Source organism: Pseudomonas sp. LBUM1643 (genome assembly GCF_059716215.1).
Genome location: NZ_CP166813.1, coordinates 4,899,409 through 4,919,774, shown reverse-complemented (window position 1 = coordinate 4,919,774; position 20,366 = coordinate 4,899,409). Strand labels below are relative to the sequence as shown.

Genomic DNA, 20,366 nt, shown 5'->3' with positions numbered 1-20,366 from the left:
CGCGGCATGCTAGCACGGACGTCGCCGCAGCATGGAGCAGGCAAGTGACCTTCGATCTGGTTCAGCCGGCAGCCACAAGATTCTGCGACCTTCCATCCGCCCAGGCCGCGATGTTCTGCAGCGTCGTCGTGGCAATGGCGCCCAGTGCTTCGTGGGTCAGGAAGGCTTGGTGAGCCGTGATGATCACGTTTGGAAAGGTCAGCAGGCGCGCCAGCACATCGTCTTGCAGTGGCAGGTCGGAGCGGTCTTCAAAGAACAGCTGGGCCTCTTCCTCATACACATCCAGCCCCAGATAGCCCAGTCGACCGTCCTTCAGCGCGTCGATCAGTGCAGGCGTGTCCACCAGACCGCCGCGTCCGGTGTTGATCAGCATCGCCCCTGGCTGCATGTGTGCCAGTGACTCGCTGTTGATCAAATACTTGCTCTGTTCGTTAAGCGGGCAGTGCAGGCTGATGATCTGCGACTGGGCCAGCAGTTCCGGCAAGCTCAGGTAGCGGGCGCCGAGGGCTTCGACGTCGGGATTGGGGTAGGGGTCGTAGGCCAGCAACTGGCAGCCAAACCCGTGCATGATTTTCGCGAAGGTCGCGCCGATCTGCCCGGTACCGACCACTCCGACTGTCTTGCCCACCAGGTCGAAGCCCGTCAGCCCGTGCAGGCTGAAATCGCCTTCGCGGGTGCGGTTGTACGCGCGGTGCAAACGACGGTTGAGCGCAAGGATCAGTGCCACCGCATGCTCGGCTACTGCATGCGGCGAATAGGCCGGGACCCGCACAATGGCCAGTCCCAGGCGCTTGGCGACTGCCAGGTCGACATGGTTGTATCCCGCCGAGCGCAGGGCGATCAGGCGGGTACCACCGGCGGCCAGGCATTCGAGCACGGGCGCGCTCAAGTCATCATTGATAAAGGCGCAGACCACTTCGTGATGCTCCGCCAATGCGACGGTATCGACACTCAATCGCGCCGATTGAAACTGCAACTCGATGCCGTCGGGCAGTTTTGCAGCGAGAAAACTCTCGCGGTCGTAGGTCTGGCTGCTGAAAAGAATGGTGCGCATGCTGTCCTCCTGGAAAATTTCAAGCTTTGACGCTTTGACGCTTTGACGCTCCACGCGTTTGTAGCAGCTGGCGAAGCCTGCGTTCGGCGGCGAAGCCGTCGTAAAACTGGTGACCACGGTGCTTCAGATGAACCGCATTTGACGAATTTACGACGGCTTCGCCGCCGAACGCAGGCTTCGCCAGCTGCTACAGGGAACGGCGTTATGGCGAATGCCTACACTACATCAAGCATTAATACGCGCATGCGCGGCCAGACGGTTGATGGCCCGGTCAAGCTCCTCCAGTGCGCTATAGGCTTTCGGATCCTGTTGCTTGAGCAATGTTTCACTGCGCTGGCAGGCGGCGCGTAATTGCGGGACGCCGCAATAACGTGTCGCGCCATGCAGGCGATGGACGCGCTCGATCAAGGCATTGTTGTCATCGGTATCCCGGGCAAAGCGGATGGCTTCGCGGTCGGCTTCAAGCGAGGCGAGCAACATCGCCAGCATGTCAGCCGCCAGATCCGCCTTGCCGGCGGCCAGACGCAGGCCTTCTTCGTGATCGAGCACCTGCAACTCGGGTGCACCTGCATGTCCGTCACCGGAGCGCTCGGGCCCGTGGTTGCGCAGCGCCAGACCACTCCACTTCAAAACCACCTGCGCCAATTGCCGTTCACTGATGGGCTTGGTCAGATAATCGTCCATACCGCTTTGCAACAAGGCGCGCTTTTCGTTGGCCATGGCGTGAGCGGTCAGCGCGACGATAGGCAAGGGCGTGCAGTGCCGCTCGCTTTCCCACTGACGAATGGCCTCGGTGCTCTGGCGCCCGTCCATACCGGGCATCTGCACGTCCATCAGCACCAGGTCGAAGGTCTCGTTCTGCACGGCTTTGACCGCCGCGTATCCACTTTCCACGGCCAGCACCTTGGCGCCCATGTCTTCGAGCAAGGTTTGCACCAGCAGAAGGTTGGCGGGATTGTCGTCGACGCACAGTACTTTCGGGGCGCGGCTGGACAGCGGTTCCCCCGGCTCGTTACGCACCTGGCGCGGATTGACCAGATCGGACAAGGCTCGGCGCAGTTTGCGGGTACAGGCCGGCTTGGCCTGAAGCTGACTGTGCGGGTTGGGTACGGACAGATGAAACAGCGTCTGCTCGGTGGTCGGGCACAGCACGAGCACCTTGCAGCCCAGATGTTCCAGGTCCCAGATATGTTGGTTGAGGCGTTCCGGCGGCATGTCGTTGCTGGTGATGCCGAGTACCGCCAGGTCGATCGCCTGATCGGTCTGATGCGCACCGGTGACGCCATTGGTCAGGCTTTCCAGGGTATTGAACGGTGTGACAGCGAGGCCGCAATCTTCCAGCTGATGCTGCAAGGCCTGGCGTGCCAACTCGTGATTCTCCAGGACCGCCACCCGACGCCCCAGCAGCGGTGGGCCAGGCAGGTCTTCGGCGTCGTCGCGGGTCTTGGGCAGGCTCAGGCTGATCCAGAATTCCGAACCTTCCCCCGGCGTGCTGTCGACCCCGATCTCGCCGCCCATCTGCTCGATCAGCCGCTTGGAAATCACCAGCCCCAGACCGGTGCCACCGGGTTGGCGCGACAACGAGTTATCCGCCTGACTGAACGCCTGGAACAGGGCGCGCACGTCCTGGCTCGACAGGCCAATCCCGGTGTCCTGAATGCTGATGCGCAATTGCACGCTGTCTTCGTGTTCGTCTTCAAGCATGGCACGGGCGACGATGGTGCCTTCGCGGGTGAACTTGATCGCGTTGCTGACGAGGTTGGTCAGTATCTGCTTGAGCCGCAGCGGATCGCCCACCAGCGACAACGGCGTATCCCGATACACCAGGCTCACCAGCTCCAGCTGTTTGGCGTGGGCAGCGGGGGCGAGGATCGTCAGCGTGTCCTGCAGCAGATCCCGCAGGTTGAACGGAATGTGGTCGAGCACCAGTTTGCCGGCTTCGATCTTCGAGAAGTCGAGAATCTCGTTGATGATCCCCAACAGGCTGTCGGCAGACTTTTCGATGGTGCCCAGGTAATCCAGCTGGCGCGGCGTCAGTTCGCTTTTTTGCAGCAGATGAGTGAAGCCGAGGATCCCGTTGAGCGGTGTGCGGATTTCATGGCTCATATTGGCCAGGAACTCGGACTTGATCCGGCTTGCTTCCAGGGCTTCCTTGCGCGCCAGGTCTAGCTCGATGTTCTGGATTTCGATGGTTTCCAGGTTCTGGCGCACGTCTTCGGTGGCCTGATCGACGCTGTGCTGCAATTCTTCCTGAGCATTTTGCAGGGTGCCCGCCATGCGATTGATCCCGGACGCCAGCTCATCCAGTTCCTGACTGCCGAGGGGCGGCAGTCGGGTTTCCAGGTGACCATCCTTGAGCTGGGAAACGGCTTGCTTGATCTGGCTCAACGGTCGGTTGATGGTTCGACCCATGCGCAACGCCAGCAGCGCTGCACCGCCCAGCCCGGCAGCGATCAACAGCAAGCTGGCGAACAGGCTGCGGTAGCCGCGCAACAACATGCCGTTGTGCGACAGCTCCAACTCTACCCAGCCGAGCAATCGTTCAGCTTCTGCGGGAATCACGTCGCCGGCGAGATTGCGGTGTTTGCCGAACACTGGCAGCAGGTAGCGCGTTGCATCATTGCCACTGCGGCGCAGCAATTGCGAACCGTTGCCCTGGGGGGCCTTGTTGAGCATGGTCGGGCCCGCATGGGCGAGCAGGGTGCGGTCCGGCGCGAGGAAGGACACCGCGCGAACGTCCTGTTGCTCCAGGGATTGCGTGGCGATGCGTTCCAGCAGTTCGTTGTTCTTGTGGCCCATGGCGGGGGCCACCAGCGGCGCCAGTTGCTCGGCGATCATTTCGCCGCGCTGCATAAGCTGTGTCTGCAGGTCGGACTGCTGCATCCAGGTGAAATAGCCCCCCAGGACCAGCGCCATCAGGCTGGTCGGCAACAGGGTCAGCAACAGCACGCGGCCTTTAATTCCGAGTTTCTTGAGCACGCATCTCTCCTGCATCCAGCTATTAAATGACCTGCGCTTACGTCCGGTAGGCGCCACCTGCGCAGTGTAGCGATTTGCAGGCAGCCCTTCTTCGTAAAATTGAACGGGTCAGTCGTCGATCCGTGCCGCCTATTGGCGTCCAGGGCAAACCTTGGGTTGCCCAAGGCGAGGCAATCTTGAATAATCGCCAACTGAGAATTATTTGCAGATACTCATGACTCCCATCTCTATTGATCATCCACGCATTCTCGCCATTGAAGACGACCTCGTGCTCGGTGCGTACGTGCATGAGCATTTGGGCCGCAACGGCTTCCAGGTGACCTGGTGCAAAAATGGTCAGGAAGGACTGAACATGGCGCGCGCGCAAGCGTTCGATGTGGTGTTGATAGATATTCTGCTGCCGGGACTGGACGGGCTGAAAGCGCTGACACAATTGCGCGAGAGCCACTCCACCCCGGTGTTACTGATGTCTGCGCTTGGGGCCGAGGCGGATCGCATCAGCGGCTTTCAACTGGGCGCCGATGACTATTTGCCAAAACCCTTCAGCATGGTTGAGTTGCGGGTGCGCATAGAAGCGATCCTGCGGCGTGTAGCGCTTGACCGTCGTCCCGCGCCAGCAGTCGTGGCGCCTTCGACCGACAGCCTGCGTTTCGACGATCAGTGTTTTGAGGTCTTCTACTGCGACAAGGCAGCCGGTCTGACCCGTAGCGAGTTTCGGCTTTTGGAAACACTGAACCGCAACGGCGATGAAGTGTTGAGCAAAGCCTTCCTTTATCAGCAAGTCCTGCAACGTGGTTACGCGGCTCATGACCGCAGCCTGGACATGCATATCAGCCAGATCCGCCGCAAGCTCAAGGCCATCGGCTACACCGAGCGCGAAGTGCGCACGGTCTGGGGCAAAGGCTATGTATTGAGTGCCAGCGATGAAGTGGTCTGACCTGCCGGGCCGGCATTCCCTGTTCTGGAAACTGGCCTTCCTGCTGGTGGCCTTTTGTCTGCTGATGATCTGGCTCAGTTGGTCCTGGGGCCGGTACATGGAGGAGCGCAACCAATTCCTCTCGGACGACGCCCGAGGCACCTTGTCGCGCTACGCCGCCGAGGCCGAGCAGGCCTGGAAGCAGGGCGGGCGGGCTGGCGTCGATAGATTTTTGCAAAGCATGCAACAGCGCGAATCGGGCTGGGTCGGTGTCATCAGTGGTGATTTGCAATCATTGAGCAGCCAGGAAATATCGGACAAGGACGTCCAGCACCTGACCTTTCTGCGCGGCCTCGACTGGCCGATCCACAAGAAAGGCCTGCCATGGATGCGCGTCCCCTTTCCAGAAAATCCCTCTGCAGGCAGCCTGGTGATCGAGCTGCCCCAACGCTTTGTGCCCGGGCACTACCGGGTGTTTTGGCGAGTGATTACCAACGGCGTGATCCCGGGGCTGTTCACCCTGCTGCTGTGCGTCGGGTTGTATCGGCTATTGGTGGTTCCGCTCAATAACCTGCGCGAACAAGCCAATGCCTGGCGTGCCGATCAGTTGGGTGTGCGCCTGTCGAGCCGCACGACCAATCGTCAGGATGAGCTGGGGGAATTGGGCAGGGCTTTCGACCACATGTCCGAGCGACTGCAATCCACGGTGGCGTTACAGCAACAACTGTTGCGCGACTTGTCCCACGAATTGCGCACACCACTCAGCCGTCTGCGAGTGGCCAGTGAAAGCGAGCAGGGTCTGGCGCAGTTGCGTGAACGTATAGGCCGGGAGGTCGATGGGATGCAGCGCCTGGTGGACGACACGTTGCAACTGGCGTGGCTTGATACCGAGCGCGCGCCGTTGCCCGATGAGGCGATTCAGATTCAGGCGCTGTGGGAAATGCTCACGGAAAATGCCTGCTATGAAAGCTGCTGGCCGATCGCGCAGTTGCAGTGCACGGTGGATTCATCCTGCTGGGTCCGCGGCAATCTCAATACGTTGGCTCAGGCACTGGAAAACATTCTGCGCAACGCCGTACGCCACTCGCCCGTCGGCGGGGTAGTGACGCTGGGAGGGCGACGCGATGGTGACTTCTGGCATCTGTGGCTGGAAGACGAGGGCGGCGGGGTGGCTGAAACCGATCTGGAGCGGATCTTCTCGCCATTTACCCGGCTCGACGGCTCAAGACCAGGGAATGGGGGGTTTGGGCTGGGGTTAAGCATTGCGAGGAATGCCGTGCAGCGACAGGGCGGCACAATATGGGCGCAGAACACCGGGACCGGGTTGCGGCTGAATGTGCGGCTGGTGGCTGATGCAGGGGATGACAATGATGCCGCCTTCGCGAGCAAGCCCGCGGTGAATGTGTGTCGATCACAGATTATGTGATCCAGCCGACCTTGAGGGAGTGGGCGTGCCCTCGATGAGGCCCGCACATCCCACACAAAACTTCCCCCTTATTCCTACAAGCCATAAGCACCGCACTTTGCGTGATATGGCGTTCCGGGGTTTGCCGGTATGATAGGCGCCCCCGCAGTCTGGATTGCGAATACGCCATGACCTTGCAGTACCCAACCATCGCCGATTGCGTCGGCAACACCCCGCTGGTTCGTTTGCAGCGCCTGCCTGGCGCCACCAGCAATACCCTTTTGCTCAAGCTTGAGGGCAATAACCCGGCGGGTTCGGTCAAGGACCGTCCTGCGCTGTCGATGATCACCCGTGCCGAGTTGCGTGGGCAGATTCACGCTGGCGATACGTTGATCGAAGCGACTTCGGGTAACACCGGGATTGCGCTGGCCATGGCCGCCGCGATCAAGGGTTACAAGATGATCCTGATCATGCCGGACAATTCCAGCGCCGAGCGCAAGGCCGCGATGACCGCTTATGGTGCCGAACTCATCCTGGTCACCCAGGAAGAAGGCATGGAGGGCGCTCGCGATCTGGCCCAGCGCATGGAGGCCGAAGGTCGTGGCAAGGTGCTGGATCAGTTCGCCAACGGTGACAATCCTGAGGCGCACTACACCACCACCGGCCCGGAAATCTGGCGGCAGACCGAGGGCACCATCACTCATTTCGTCAGCTCGATGGGCACCACCGGCACCATCATGGGCGTTTCGCGCTATCTGAAAGAGCAAAGCGACAGCGTGCAGATCGTCGGCCTGCAACCGATGGAAGGCTCGGCGATTCCGGGCATCCGTCGCTGGCCACAAGAGTATTTGCCGAAGATCTACCAGGCTGATCGAGTGGACCGGATCGTCGACATGGCCCAAAGCGAAGCCGAAGACGTGACCCGTCGCCTGGCTCGCGAAGAAGGGATCTTCTGCGGCGTGTCTTCGGGCGGTGCCGTAGCCGCGATGCTGCGCTTGTCCAAAGAAGTTGAAAACGCGGTGATCGTCGCGATCATCTGCGACCGTGGCGACCGTTACTTGTCGACCGGCATTTTCGACGCGCCCAACTGATGGCCAAGCACGAGAGAGGTCTGCGTTTCCAGCCGACTGGCGGCAGCAAGGCCCCACAAATCCCGACCGGCAAAAAGCAGCGCCTGACCATCGAGCGCCTGGCTAATGACGGTCGCGGTATCGCATTTTTCGAAGGTCGCACCTGGTTCGTCATCGGCGCGCTGGCCGGAGAGGAAGTTGAAGCGCGCGTGTTGGGTGCCCACGGCAAAGTGGTCGAAGCACGCACCGAACGGGTCTTTCAAACCAGCGAACTGCGTCGTCCTGCTCCCTGCCCGCATGCCGGTCGCTGCGGCGGTTGCAGCGTGCAGCATCTGCCTCACGACGAACAACTCGCCCTGAAACAGCGCATGCTCGCCGAGCAATTATCAAAGGTTGCCGGTGTCGAACCTCAAGAGTGGGCAGCGCCGTTGAGCGGTCCGGAGTTCGGTTACCGTCGTCGCGCCCGAGTGGCAGTGCGATGGGACATGAAGGCGAAAAAACTTGAAGTCGGTTTCCGTGCGGCTGGCAGTCAGGACATCGTTGCAATCAACGAATGCCCGGTGCTGGTACAGCCCTTGCAGCCGATCATGAACCGCTTGCCGGAAATGCTCCGACGGTTGAGCAAGCCGCAGGCGCTCGGGCATGTGGAATTGTTCAGCGGCACGAAGCTGGCAGTTCTGCTGCGGCACATGGCGCCGTTGTCCGACGCCGACATGACCATTCTCAAGGATTTCTGCGCGTTTCACGAAGCCCAGTTGTGGCTTCACGGTGAAGGCGAGCCTTACCCGGTCGAAGCTGATCAAGTCCTGGGCTATCGTCTTGAACAGTGGGATCTGGATCTGGCGTATCGGCCGGGAGACTTCATTCAGGTCAACGCTGCTGTCAACGAGGCCATGGTCGCTCAGGCGCTGGACTGGCTTGAGCCGAAAGCGGATGAGCGCGTTCTTGATCTGTTCTGTGGCTTGGGTAATTTTGCGTTGCCCTTGGCCAAGGCCGTCCGTGAAGTAGTGGCGGTAGAAGGTGTGCAGACAATGGTCGAGCGGGCAGCCGCAAACGCTGCTAGCAACAATCTGCATAACACTCGTTTTTTTCAGGCCGATTTATCCCAGCCTTTGACCGATGCCGAGTGGGCGGTCGAAGGCTTTTGTGCGGTACTCTTGGACCCACCGCGTGACGGTGCTTTTGAGGTTGTGCGCAAGCTCAAGTCCCTGGGTGCCGAGCGGTTGGTATATGTATCGTGCAACCCGGCAACGCTGGCGCGCGATACGGTCGAATTGATCAAGCAGGGCTACCGGTTAAAACGTGCCGGGATTCTCGATATGTTTCCTCAGACGGCACATGTCGAGGCCATGGCGTTATTTGAAGCGAGCTAGGATGCTCGTCTGGTCCGACTGGTCCGCCCGTGTAGCCGCGCACCTGCCCCGACGCGGGCGCGCGGGCAACGAAGGTCAGCGATTGACGCATTGAATCTGCGTCGTAGGGAAGGTAAGCAAGATGGTACAGGTGAGAGCACACCAGCCGATCAACACCGACGGCAGTATCAATCTCGAGGCTTGGCTCGATCACGCGGTCAGTGTCGATCTGGCACTGGATCGCGAAGCCTTGAAAGAAGCGTGCGAGTTCGCTCGCGCGTCTGAACAACAGGCCAATGCGGCGAAGAATCTATGGTCCGAAGGGACCTCGAGTTTCCGCACGGGCCTTGAGATCGCCGAGATCCTCGCCGACCTCAAACTCGATCAGGATTCGTTGGTCGCCGCAATCTTGTACCGCGGCGTGCGCGAAGGCCAGATCCAGTTGCCGGCAGTCAGCCAGCGCTTTGGTCCGGTGGTCGCCAAACTCATCGACGGCGTGTTGCGCATGGCGGCGATCAGCGCCAGCTTGAGCCCTCGCCAATCCCTGGTGCTGGGCACTCAAGGCCAGGTGGAAAACCTGCGCAAGATGCTCGTGGCGATGGTCGATGACGTGCGAGTCGCGCTGATCAAGCTGGCCGAACGGACCTGCGCGATCCGTGCGGTCAAAACCGCCGACGATGAAAAGCGCAACCGTGTGGCCCGTGAAGTCTTCGACATTTATGCGCCCCTGGCTCACCGTCTTGGTATCGGTCACATCAAGTGGGAGCTGGAGGATTTGTCCTTCCGTTACCTCGAACCCGACCAGTACAAGCAGATCGCCAAGCTGCTCCACGAGCGGCGCCTGGATCGCGAGCGCTTCATCGCCGATGTGATGAACCAGCTGAAAGTCGAATTGCAGGCCACCGGTGTCGATGCCGACATCAGCGGCCGGGCCAAACACATCTATTCGATCTGGCGCAAAATGCAGCGCAAGGGTCTGGAGTTCAGCCAGATCTATGACGTGCGTGCCGTTCGCGTTCTGGTGCCGGAGATGCGCGATTGCTACACCGCGCTGGGCATCGTCCACACCTTGTGGCGGCACATCCCGAAAGAATTCGATGACTACATCGCCAACCCGAAAGAGAACGGCTACCGCTCGTTGCATACGGCGGTAATCGGTCCTGAAGGCAAGGTGCTGGAAGTGCAGATTCGCACCCACGCCATGCACGAAGAGGCCGAATTGGGTGTGTGCGCGCACTGGAAGTACAAGGGCACCGACGTCAAGTCCGGTTCCAACCACTACGAAGAGAAAATCTCGTGGTTGCGTCAGGTACTCGAGTGGCATGAAGAGCTGGGTGATATCGGTGGGCTGGCGGAACAGCTGCGGGTCGATATCGAGCCTGACCGGGTCTATATCTTTACCCCGGACGGTCATGCCATCGACTTGCCAAAAGGTGCAACGCCGCTGGACTTCGCGTACCGGGTGCATACCGAGATCGGCCACAACTGCCGAGGCGCGAAGATCAACGGGCGCATCGTGCCGCTCAACTACAGCCTGCAAACCGGTGAGCAGGTCGAGATCATCACCAGCAAGCATGGCACGCCAAGCCGTGACTGGCTGAACCCGAACCTGGGTTACGTGACCACCTCGCGGGCCCGGGCGAAGATTGTCCACTGGTTCAAATTGCAGGCTCGTGACCAGAACGTCGCGGCCGGTAAAACCTTGCTCGAGCGCGAACTCAATCGTCTCGGTCTGCCCGCGGTGGACTTCGACAAGCTGGCTGACAAGGCCAACATGAAGACGGCCGAGGACATGTACGCCGCCCTCGGTGCCGGCGATTTGCGCCTGGCGCAGCTGGTCAATCTGGCGCAGCAACTGGTCGAGCCGGAACGTGGCAATGAACAGCTTGAGCTGATACCGCGCAAGGCGACAGGTTACAAGCCAGGCAAGCGTGGCGATATCCAGATCCAGGGTGTCGGCAACCTCATGACCCAGATGGCGGGCTGCTGCCAGCCGCTGCCGGGGGATGCGATCGTCGGTTACATCACCCAGGGCCGCGGTGTGAGCATTCACCGTCAGGACTGCGCCTCGGTGCTGCAATTGGGCGGACGCGAGCCAGAGCGCATCATCCAGGTCAGCTGGGGCCCGGTGCCGGTGCTCACCTACCCGGTGGACATCATTATCCGCGCCTACGACCGGTCAGGTTTGCTGCGTGACGTTTCGCAGGTGCTGCTCAACGAGCGCATCAACGTGCTGGCGGTCAACACCCGCTCGAACAAAGAGGACAACACTGCGTTGATGTCCCTGACCATCGAGATTCCGGGGCTGGATGCGTTGGGACGGTTGTTGGGGCGCATTTCGCAGTTGCCGAACATCATCGAAACCCGACGTAACCGCACGCCCTAAACGGCAGTCGGTTCCCTGTAGGAGCTGCCGAAGGCTGCGATCCTTTGATCTTGTTTTTAGAATCAAAAGATCGCAGCCTTCGGCAGCTCCTACAGTGAGTTCGGCGTTTGAACGAGAGAATTTGATGTACAGCCTTGAAGACCTGCTGCACCTGATGAACCGCCTGCGCGACCCGCAGTTCGGTTGCCCGTGGGACATCAAGCAAACCTACGCGACCATCGTCCCGCACACCCTTGAAGAAGCCTACGAAGTGGCCGACGCCATCGAGCGGGGTGACTTCGATCACTTGCAGGGTGAATTGGGGGATTTGCTGTTCCAGGTGGTTTACTACAGCCAGTTGGCTCGGGAAGAAGGGCGCTTCGAGTTCGACGGTGTGGTCGACAGCATCACCCGCAAGCTGATTCGTCGTCACCCTCACGTGTTTCCTACCGGGGATCTGTACGCGCCGCTGGATGTTCCGCGCCTGAGCGAAGAACAGGTCAAGCAGCGCTGGGAAGAGATCAAGGCCGAGGAGCGCGCCGAGCAGTCATCAGCACCCGAACAGTTGTCTTTGCTCGACGACGTGCCTGCCGCATTGCCGGCCTTGTCGCGTTCGGCCAAATTGCAAAAGCGCGCCGGGCAGGTCGGTTTCGACTGGCCGGATGCTTTGCCGGTGCTGGATAAAGTCCGCGAAGAGCTTGATGAAGTGCTCGAAGCCATGGCTGACAACGACTCGGTAGCCATTGCCGATGAAGTCGGCGACCTGTTGTTTTCCGTGGTCAATCTGGCCCGTCATCTCAAGGTCGACCCGGAGTCCGCACTGCGCGGCGCCAACAGCAAGTTTGAAAGACGCTTCCGATTTATCGAACAGGCATTGCGCGACACCCACCGTCCCATGGAAGATTGCACCCTCGAAGAGTTGGACGCCTTGTGGGGCGAAGCCAAACGTCAGGAAAAGAATTTGCCCAGCTGCGGTTGAGCAGTTGCCTAAGTGAGTATTAAGCACCATGAGCATTTCCCTTCGCGACCAGTTGCTCAAAGCAGGGCTGGTCAATCAGAAGCAGGCCAAACAGGTCGGCAAAGAGAAGCAGAAACAGCAACGCCTGGCCCACAAAGGTCAGATCGAACTCGACGACTCGCAGCAACGTGCCGCTCAGGAAGCGTTGGCTGAAAAGGTCAAGCGCGACCAGGAGTTGAACCGTCAGCAGCAGGAAAAGGCCGAGGCGAAAGCCCGTGCGGCGCAGATCAAGCAATTGATCGAAGTCTCGCGTCTGCCCAAGCTGACGACTGAGGATTATTACAACTTCGTCGACGACAAGAAGGTCAAGCGCATCTCTGTCAACACGCTGATGCGCAACAAGCTCAGCAGCGGTTCGCTGGCAATCGTGCACCATGGCGGCGGTTACGAAGTGATCCCGCGTGAAGCCGCCTTGAAGATCCAGGAGCGCGATCCACAGCGCATCGTGCAAATGAATGTGCAGACCGAAGAAGTCGCGACCGAAGACGATCCGTATGCGGCCTATCAGATCCCTGATGATCTGATGTGGTAAGCGCTTAGGGCTCTACAAAGACAAACCCCGCTCATTGGCGGGGTTTGTCGTTTTCAATGCTGTAATTGCTTATGAGCAGGTCCTAGGCGGACAGTTGCTCACGTTGCTGTTCCAGTGTTTCCAGTTCGCACTTGTAGTTGTGGGCATCGGTCTCGGAGTGGAACATCCCCACGAGCAAGTCTTGTTGGTGCACATCCCAGATACGGATGCCGGCGGCTACGCCTTCATGAGACATATGTGAATCGTCGCGTTCAGTTACTTTTACAGTCATCTGCTAGCTCCAATCTCAGTTACCTGCACCAAGGCATGTGCAGGACTCTGTTATATGTTTGGATAGCTTGCTAAGTAAACGACCAGATTTCGTAACGGACAGTTGCAGGTTTTGCAAAAGCCCTGCAGCCCGCCAAATCCGCGACATTCGGTCGCAGGCCGTTAAGTTTCATGACAAAAGCTTCATGTTCCAGACCTGCTTAAAACTTCCAGTAGCTATGTGGGGGCTGTGTACGAGCTATGTAGGAGCTGTCGAGTGAAACGAGGCTGCGATCTTTTGATCTTAAAAAAATCTAGATCAAAAGATCGCAGCCTCGTTTCACTCGACAGCTCCTACACAGCTCCTACACAGCTCCTACACAGCTCCTACAGGGTGAATGCATTTCTTCAGGAACAAAAAAACGCCCCGAACCAGTCGGGGCGTTTTCATGTACGGCGTAGCAGGGCGGGTTTTACTTACCGGCCCAGCGCTTCAGTACCAAGGTAGCGTTAGTGCCACCGAAACCAAAGCTGTTGCTCATCACGGTGTTGATGGTGGCGTCTTCGCGAGTCTTGGTCAGGATTGGCATGTCAGCCACTTCCGGATCCAGTTCGTCGATGTTGGCGGAACCCGCCATGAAGTTGCCTTCCATCATCAGCATGCAGTAGATCGCTTCGTGAACGCCGGCGGCGCCCAGGGAGTGACCCGACAGGCTCTTGGTGGAGCTGATGGCCGGAGCATTGGCGCCGAACACTTCACGCACACCTTTCATTTCCGCGACATCGCCGACCGGAGTCGAGGTGCCGTGAGTGTTCAGGTAGTCGATCGGAGTATCGACGGTGGACATGGCCATCTGCATGCAGCGGATGGCACCTTCGCCGCTTGGAGCGACCATGTCGTAGCCGTCGGAAGTCGCGCCGTAGCCAACGATTTCCGCGTAGATCTTCGCGCCGCGAGCCAGAGCGTGTTCCAGCTCTTCGACCACGACCATGCCGCCACCGCCGGCAATGACGAAACCGTCACGCTTGGCGTCGTAGGCACGGGAGGCTTTTTCCGGGGTTTCGTTGTACTGGCTGGACAATGCGCCCATGGCGTCGAACAGGAACGACTGGCTCCAATGCTCTTCTTCACCGCCGCCGGCGAACACGATGTCCTGCTTGCCCATCTGGATCTGTTCCATGGCGGTACCGATGCAGTGAGCACTGGTGGCGCAGGCAGAAGCGATGGAGTAGTTCAGGCCCTTGATCTTGAACGGCGTGGCCAGGCAAGCAGAAACGGTGCTGCTCATGGTCCGTGTCACACGGTATGGGCCAACGCGCTTCACGCCTTTCTCGCGCAGGATGTCCAGTGCTTCCATCTGGTTCAGCGTGGAGGCACCACCGGAACCGGCGATCAGGCCAGTGCGCGGGTTGGAGACTTGCTCATCGGTCAGACCGGAATCGGTGATGGCGTCTTTCATGGCCAGGTAGGCGTAAGCCGCCGCGTGGCCGACGAAGCGATAGATCTTGCGATCGATCAGCTCTTCGAGGGGAAGGTCAATGGAGCCGGAAACCTGGCTACGCAGACCCATTTCGGCATATTCCGGATTGAACCGGATGCCAGGGCGACTTGCACGCAGGTTAGCGGAGACGGTCTCTTTGTCATTGCCCAGGCACGAAACGATGCCCAGACCAGTGATAACGACGCGGCGCATGCGGATAACCCTTAGAAGTTGTCAGTGGAGGTGAAAACGCCGACCCGAAGGCCTTCGGCGGTGTAGATCTCGCGGCCGTCGACACTGACCGAACCGTCGGCGATGGCCAGGTTCAGCTTGCCCTTCAGGACGCGTTTAATCTGAATGTTATACGTAACTTTTTTGGCGGTCGGCAGAACCTGACCAAAGAACTTCACTTCGCCCGAACCCAGGGCGCGACCGCGGCCCGGCAGACCTTGCCAGCCGAGGAAGAAGCCGACCAGTTGCCACATGGCATCAAGGCCCAGGCAGCCTGGCATCACCGGATCGCCTTCGAAATGGCAAGCGAAGAACCACAGGTCCGGGGTGATATCCAGCTCGGCGACCAATTCACCTTTGCCGTACTTGCCGCCTTCTTCGCTGATATGGGTGATGCGATCCACCATCAGCATGTTCGGGGCGGGCAGTTGCGCGTTACCTGGGCCGAACAGCTCACCGCGACTGCAGCGCAGCAGGTCTTCCCGAGTAAAGGCGTTTTGTTTGGTCATGCGAGCTCCTCAATAATCCCATGCGGCAGGTGGGGCGAATCTTCCCGGCCGATCAAAGCGTTCATGCCTCGAATCAGCAGCCTACTCATAGACTATTGCGTTGTGGTGAAAGTCACAGCGCCAAGGACATGAATGTACACTTGTGCACTGAAATTATTTTTCAAGCCCCTTTTCGGGCCTGTTCGGGTGCCTAAGACTGCCGCACTTTCGCCTTTCACGCCAGTCGCAGATGGTCGAAAGGCCTGCACTACTGCAGCCAGCGCTGCAGAATTTGCTGTAGGTCAGTTCGTTTGAAGGGCTTGGCCAGGTAATCGTTCATGCCCGCCGATAAACAGGCTTCACGGTCGCCCTGCAGAGCGTTGGCGGTCAGGGCGATAATCGGCACGTCGCTGCAACCGGGTAATTGGCGAATCTGTCGGGTCGCCTCGTAGCCGTCCATGATCGGCAACCGACAATCCATCAGGATCGCTTCGAATATCAGGCTCTCGGCGCTGCGCACGGCTTGCGCACCATCGGTCGCGACGCTGACAGTAAAGCCCAGGCTGCGCAACATTGCCTCGATGACCGTCTGGTTCACCGGGTTGTCTTCCACCAGCAGTACGTTGCGCCCGTTACCGTTGTTGTTGGCCGTCACTACTCGCGGCGCTGGCACTGGCATCTTCTGTTTAAAAAGCGCCAGTGGAATTTCCAAAGTAAACACCGAGCCCAAACCTTCTTCGCTCTGGGCCCGCAACGTGCCACCCATGCGTTCCGCCAGCGTGCGGGCAATCGACAAACCCAGGCCGGTACCGCCATAGCGCCGTGAAATGGAACTGTCGGCTTGCTGGAACGCGTTGAACATCAGCTCCAGGCTTTCGGCCGAAATCCCGATGCCGCTGTCGCGAACGGTGCAGGTAAACCACAGCAGCTCATGATCCAGCGACTGCCATTGCGGCTCGATGCTGACACGCCCGTGCTCGGTGAACTTCAGCGCGTTACCCACCAGGTTCACCAGAATCTGCCGGATGCGCGTCGGGTCGCCCTGGACCTGTAGCGTCTGCATGTCCTCGGGGATTTGCAGCGAAAGGTCGAGCCCGCGTTGCACGGCACTGTGCTGGAACGCTTGGGCGCAGCTGCTGATCAGGTCCGCGAGATTGAATGGAATATGCTCAAGGTCCAGCTCCGCACGCTCGATGCGCGAGAAGTCGAGGATGTCATTGATCACCTTGAGCAGGTGCTCGGTGGACTCCGAGGCGAGCGCTGCGTATTCGACCTGCTCGTCGGTCATCTCGGTTGTTTCCAAAAGCTGCAGCATGCCGAGAACGCCGTTCATCGGGGTGCGCAATTCGTGGCTCATCATCGCGAGGAAGTCGGATTTGGCGTTGTTGGCTTTTTCCGCCTCCTCGCGGGTCTGGATCAGTTGCGCCATCGCCTGATGCTGTTCGCGGCTGGCTTGCTCGAGACCGTTTGCCAGGTTGTTGATGTGCTGTGACAGCGCGCCCAGTTCAGTGTCGTCGACAATAGGCAGCGGGGTTTTGTAGTCGCCGTCCTGAATCGCTTTCACCGCATGACCGATATCGCGAATGGGTTGAGAGAGGCTGCCCGCCAGTCGCCGGGCGATCAGGAAGGTAAACAGCAACGCGAACAGCGCCAGGATGGCTGCCTTGAGCAGGATTTCCTGTTGGCGCTGGCTGAAGGCGTCATTGGACAGCCCCACGATTACCCGGCCCAGATAATCCTCGGTCGGGGCCAGATTGGCGACGCGACTGTTCTGGAAGAAATCAGTGCTCAGAGCGATCCGTTGCAACCGTACCGGCGCCTGGAACACTTCGACCTGTTGCGAGCGAGTGTGGGTTTCGGAAGGGTGCTCGACGTACACCAGAATCCGGTTTGCACTGTCCTGAACCTCCAGAAAGCGGACGTTGGGCGTGGCCAGGGTCGCCTTGAGCAGGCTTTCGAGTACCTCATTGTTGCCCGAGATCACCCCGTACTCGGTGGCCGGCGCCAACTGGTTGGCGATCAACTGTCCGGTGTGGTTGAGCTCCTGGCGCAGGTCCTGGATGCGCACGAACGTGAAGAAGCTGATCAACAGCAACGTCAGCAACAGGGCAGGGCCGAGGCTGATGATCTGGGTACGCGTGTTGATGTCCCAACGACGGTGGAATGTCACGGGCGGCGTTCTCCTGCGGCCAACTGGGTTGCGACAGAAGTTTCATCTATCTGTTCGACACCTAATGAACGAGCCACTTGCGGGTTACTCAATACTTTGAAGTGATTTGGATAGAGCGTGCGCGGCCACGTGGAGGTCGGCCGGTCGAGCATTTGGTCGAGAATCGCCAGCCAGTCGTTCTGATCGCTATAGGTACTGGCCAGGCTGCCGGCCTTGACGAACGCGGCGTTGGGGCCAATCAGTGCCGTGTGCCGTGTGTAACTGCTGAGCAACAGGTTCTTCGCCGTTTTGGGGTTGTACAGGTCAGGATCGTCAAGCCCGAGTAGCACATCGCTGTTTTTCAGCAGGGTTTGCAAGGGACGGCTGTCATTAGTGTCGTCCCAGTGTTCGGCCACAATCTCAAGACCCAATGGCATGGCTGCCAGGCGGAGTTCTTTCAGTAGAAATGCACTGTGCTGGTCGAAAAGGACACCAATGCGCCGGGCCTGAGGCAACAGGATTCGGGTGAGGCGCAGTTGTCGTTCCAGCGGAGGATCACTCCATAACAGGCTCAGGTGCGAAGGCAGGTTGGTACCCAGTCGAGTGCGCGCTTGCAGGCGGCTGATGCGCAGCACCATTGTCGGCGGCCCCTCGGCGTCTTGCAGACGCCAGTCCAGGCTCGGCAGGTCGAGCAGGATCAAGCGCGTATTGATCGGCAGTTGGCCCGGCAGCGACAGGTTGGACAGTGGTTCAAAGCGCACCGTGTCGCGCGGGCGTTTCTCGCTCAGGGCCGTGGTGAAAGTCTGCATGCCGGGGCTGTCCTCAGCGCCGATCAGCAGAATGTCGGCAGAGTTCGCCGAAAAATGACTCAGCAGACCGGCAAACAGCAGGCACAACCCGACCAGCAGGCGGCCAAAGGTTGGCGTCTTGCGTGGCCGGCAGCGCGACATCTTAAAACTCCAGCTCCGCGCTGAAGTACATCACACGACGCTCGTCATAGTTGTTGTCGATGAAGGTGGTTGGTTGATGGTCGAGACGCTGCTGCATCACGCCGGCCAGTTCCAGACGGGCCTTGCCGAAATGGATGCGCTTGGCGATGCGTGTGTCGAACCTTTCGAAGCGGTAGCCATTGAGCGCGTCATCGCCATAGTAGAAAAGTGCACTGCTCCAGCCTTTGCCCCAGTCACGTAACCAGCCGGCGGAACCACTCTTGCGCGCGGTCTGTTGCTCATCCAGCGGATTGCTCGCCTGGGCGTCTACATAGGCGTAGGTCAGACGCAGGCGGTCGGCGCGGCTGATGTTCCAGTCGAACTGCGTTTCAGCCCCGGTAAAACGTGCCGTGTTGGCGTTGCTGGCGATGTACTGATTGTTGCGCAGGGGTTCGCTGATCATGCCGGTGATTTCGTCGTAGAAGAACTTCATATCAACGGCCAATCCCTGTTCGGCGAAAAAGCCGTTGTAGCCCAATTCTCTGGAGCGCATGTGTTCCTGGTCGAGATCACCGGGGCCACGGGTCCTGACGAAATAGCGGGCACTGGACTGTCCGTAGGCGCCTGGCTTCAAATTGGTCACCCGGTAGCTCCAGTTGACGTTGTTCTCGAACATGTCCGGCGATCGCACGGCTTCGGAGTACACCGCCCGCAGGCCATGACGCGGATTGATCAGGTAATTGACCGCGACGCGCGGCGTCAGCGAACTGCCGCTCAACCGCGCATCCTCGAACATCGCTCCACCCTGAAGCAGCCAGTGCTCGGTGGCGCGCCACTCGAGTTGGCCAAATGTCCGCCAGGTGGTGTCGTCGAGTGTGCCATTGAAGTAGGTATCGGAATCGGCCCGGTCGTAACGATAGTTCATGCCACTGACCAGACGCAGACTCTCGGACAGGCTAAGCGTGTCTTGCAGTTCGAGTTCGTAGCGCGATTCCCGGGAGCTTTGGTCGATGTCGCCACACAAGGTCTTGCGGGCCCCGTGCCCCCATTGAGCCAGCACTTGATTAGCCAATTCCCGTTCCTGAGCGGTCCCCGGCGTGGCGCCCTGACCAGTGAAACGCTCGATATTGCGCGCCAGGCGTTCGGTGTAATTGGGGTTGAGCTGCCAGAGCCGGGTCAATTCCGGGCTGAAGGACAGTTCGGCATCGCAGGCGCGCCATGTCTGCTGTCGGTCCCAGTGCTGGGCTGTGCCCTGGACATACAGGCTGTGATCGGGATTGATGTCCAGGTTCCAGCGCAACGAGCCTGCGTATGTCTTGGCGATGGCATCGGCATTGTCACCGGCATCCGTAATCCCCGAGAACACCGGGCGATAGGTGTACGGCCGCTGGTTCGTCCCGTCCTTGGCATTCAATTGCCAATCGATGCTTTGTCGTTCGTCGAGTGCCTGGCTGACGGCAAGATTGAAACGGTTCAGGCGACGACTGTCGCGATAATCGGCACCGTTGCGATCCGAGTCGAAACCGTCGTCTTGCAGGCCTGAGAGGGACAGGCGCAAGTCTCCACCGTCCCAGCCGGTGCCCTGGCTGGCGTAAAAGTCGTTGATGCCGCGCTGACCCCGGGTGACTTTCATCCGTGTGCCATGGCTGTCGGCCGGGTTGCGCGTGATGATGTTGACCACGGCCATCAACGCATTGGCGCCATAGCTGACGGTATTCGGGCCGCGGAAGACTTCGATGCGTTCGATGTCCTCCATGGCGACCGCGATGTCGCTCCAGTCCACTGTGGCCAGGCCTGCGCGGTACACCGAACGGCCATCGATCAGCACCTGCATGCGTCGCGCTGCGGTAGCGTTGGTGCCGTGGTAATTCACCGCTGGCTGATTGCCGTTGATGTTACCGACCATCATTCCCGGCACCAGGCGCAGCAACTCGCTGATATCCCGCGCGCCGCTGGCGTTGATCAGCTGGCTGTCGATCACCGTCATGCTGCCAGGTACCGCAGCCGGCGACTGTTTGAGCCGCGTCGCCGTCAGAATCTGCGGGAGCGGCTCGCTGTCGAGGAACAGGTCGTCAGCCATCAAGGGCGAGCTGAAGACCAGCGCCAGAACCAGCGGCGAGCGGGGTGACGTAGCGCCAATTGACACAA

At 59.7% G+C, this 20,366-nt stretch carries 15 protein-coding genes; 7 read left to right on the top strand and 8 right to left on the bottom strand.

Translation table 11 applies throughout. The annotated features are described in order from the left end of the window. Positions 1-61: 61 nt before the first annotated feature. Positions 62-1,054: a 2-hydroxyacid dehydrogenase gene (locus ACA063_RS22095; RefSeq protein WP_497663375.1), complete on the bottom strand. Its 993-nt coding sequence runs from the start codon at positions 1,052-1,054 to the stop codon at positions 62-64. A gap of 225 nt (positions 1,055-1,279) precedes the next feature. Beyond that, a complete protein-coding gene (locus tag ACA063_RS22090) occupies positions 1,280-4,033 on the bottom strand; it encodes a response regulator (RefSeq protein WP_497663374.1) in 2,754 nt (917 codons plus the stop codon). A 214-nt stretch (positions 4,034-4,247) separates the two neighbouring features. On the opposite strand from ACA063_RS22090, the gene ACA063_RS22085 reads away from it, so the two are divergent. From ACA063_RS22085 to ACA063_RS22055, 7 genes are all read left to right on the top strand, one after another. Then, complete coding sequence (locus ACA063_RS22085; RefSeq protein ID WP_497663373.1) at positions 4,248-4,970, top strand: response regulator transcription factor; 723 nt, start codon at positions 4,248-4,250, stop codon at positions 4,968-4,970. Further along, on the top strand, positions 4,957-6,375 hold the full coding sequence (locus ACA063_RS22080; protein ID WP_497663372.1) for a sensor histidine kinase: 1,419 nt from the start codon (positions 4,957-4,959) through the stop codon (positions 6,373-6,375). Before ACA063_RS22085 ends, ACA063_RS22080 begins: the two co-directional genes overlap by 14 nt. 167 nt (positions 6,376-6,542) lie before the next feature. Then, entirely contained in the window at positions 6,543-7,445 is a 903-nt protein-coding gene (gene cysM / locus ACA063_RS22075) for a cysteine synthase CysM (RefSeq protein ID WP_162437959.1), read from the top strand. Next, positions 7,445-8,797 carry a 23S rRNA (uracil(1939)-C(5))-methyltransferase RlmD gene (gene rlmD, locus ACA063_RS22070; protein ID WP_497663371.1) on the top strand — a complete coding sequence of 451 codons (1,353 nt, stop codon included), beginning with the start codon at positions 7,445-7,447 and terminating at the stop codon, positions 8,795-8,797. Before cysM ends, rlmD begins: the two co-directional genes overlap by 1 nt. Before the next feature lie 121 nt (positions 8,798-8,918). Further along, the gene (relA, locus tag ACA063_RS22065; protein ID WP_162437961.1) at positions 8,919-11,162 is read left to right on the top strand and encodes a GTP diphosphokinase; all 2,244 of its coding nucleotides are present in this window, start codon (positions 8,919-8,921) and stop codon (positions 11,160-11,162) included. 124 nt (positions 11,163-11,286) lie between these two features. Then, entirely contained in the window at positions 11,287-12,120 is an 834-nt protein-coding gene (mazG, locus tag ACA063_RS22060) for a nucleoside triphosphate pyrophosphohydrolase (protein WP_497663370.1), read from the top strand. Positions 12,121-12,148: 28 nt separating this feature from the next. Beyond that, positions 12,149-12,691, top strand: coding sequence for a DUF2058 domain-containing protein (locus ACA063_RS22055; protein ID WP_162437963.1), 543 nt, complete (start codon positions 12,149-12,151; stop codon positions 12,689-12,691). A gap of 82 nt (positions 12,692-12,773) precedes the next feature. Here the strand turns inward: ACA063_RS22055 and ACA063_RS22050 are convergent, their stop codons facing one another. From ACA063_RS22050 to ACA063_RS22025, 6 genes are all read right to left on the bottom strand, one after another. Then, positions 12,774-12,962, bottom strand: coding sequence for a hypothetical protein (locus ACA063_RS22050; protein WP_162437964.1), 189 nt, complete (start codon positions 12,960-12,962; stop codon positions 12,774-12,776). 451 nt (positions 12,963-13,413) lie between these two features. Further along, the gene (gene fabB, locus ACA063_RS22045) at positions 13,414-14,634 is read right to left on the bottom strand and encodes a beta-ketoacyl-ACP synthase I (RefSeq protein ID WP_054054895.1); all 1,221 of its coding nucleotides are present in this window, start codon (positions 14,632-14,634) and stop codon (positions 13,414-13,416) included. Positions 14,635-14,645: 11 nt separating this feature from the next. Then, complete coding sequence (gene fabA / locus ACA063_RS22040; protein ID WP_010211704.1) at positions 14,646-15,161, bottom strand: 3-hydroxyacyl-[acyl-carrier-protein] dehydratase FabA; 516 nt, start codon at positions 15,159-15,161, stop codon at positions 14,646-14,648. A gap of 247 nt (positions 15,162-15,408) precedes the next feature. Beyond that, positions 15,409-17,310: an ATP-binding protein gene (locus tag ACA063_RS22035; RefSeq protein ID WP_497663369.1), complete on the bottom strand. Its 1,902-nt coding sequence runs from the start codon at positions 17,308-17,310 to the stop codon at positions 15,409-15,411. After that, positions 17,307-18,239, bottom strand: coding sequence for an ABC transporter substrate-binding protein (locus tag ACA063_RS22030; RefSeq protein WP_497663368.1), 933 nt, complete (start codon positions 18,237-18,239; stop codon positions 17,307-17,309). Before ACA063_RS22030 ends, ACA063_RS22035 begins: the two co-directional genes overlap by 4 nt. 1 nt (position 18,240) lies before the next feature. Beyond that, entirely contained in the window at positions 18,241-20,364 is a 2,124-nt protein-coding gene (locus ACA063_RS22025) for a TonB-dependent receptor plug domain-containing protein (protein ID WP_497663367.1), read from the bottom strand. Positions 20,365-20,366: the final 2 nt, after the last annotated feature.

Coding starts and splice junctions, on each gene's coding strand:
- ACA063_RS22095 (WP_497663375.1), bottom strand. CDS start 1,054: ATGCGCACCATTCTTTTCAGCAGCCAGACCTACGACCGCGAGAGTTTT.
- ACA063_RS22085 (WP_497663373.1), top strand. CDS start 4,248: ATGACTCCCATCTCTATTGATCATCCACGCATTCTCGCCATTGAAGAC.
- ACA063_RS22080 (WP_497663372.1), top strand. CDS start 4,957: ATGAAGTGGTCTGACCTGCCGGGCCGGCATTCCCTGTTCTGGAAACTG.
- cysM (WP_162437959.1), top strand. CDS start 6,543: ATGACCTTGCAGTACCCAACCATCGCCGATTGCGTCGGCAACACCCCG.
- rlmD (WP_497663371.1), top strand. CDS start 7,445: ATGGCCAAGCACGAGAGAGGTCTGCGTTTCCAGCCGACTGGCGGCAGC.
- relA (WP_162437961.1), top strand. CDS start 8,919: ATGGTACAGGTGAGAGCACACCAGCCGATCAACACCGACGGCAGTATC.
- mazG (WP_497663370.1), top strand. CDS start 11,287: ATGTACAGCCTTGAAGACCTGCTGCACCTGATGAACCGCCTGCGCGAC.
- ACA063_RS22055 (WP_162437963.1), top strand. CDS start 12,149: ATGAGCATTTCCCTTCGCGACCAGTTGCTCAAAGCAGGGCTGGTCAAT.
- ACA063_RS22050 (WP_162437964.1), bottom strand. CDS start 12,962: ATGACTGTAAAAGTAACTGAACGCGACGATTCACATATGTCTCATGAA.
- fabB (WP_054054895.1), bottom strand. CDS start 14,634: ATGCGCCGCGTCGTTATCACTGGTCTGGGCATCGTTTCGTGCCTGGGC.
- fabA (WP_010211704.1), bottom strand. CDS start 15,161: ATGACCAAACAAAACGCCTTTACTCGGGAAGACCTGCTGCGCTGCAGT.
- ACA063_RS22030 (WP_497663368.1), bottom strand. CDS start 18,239: ATGTCGCGCTGCCGGCCACGCAAGACGCCAACCTTTGGCCGCCTGCTG.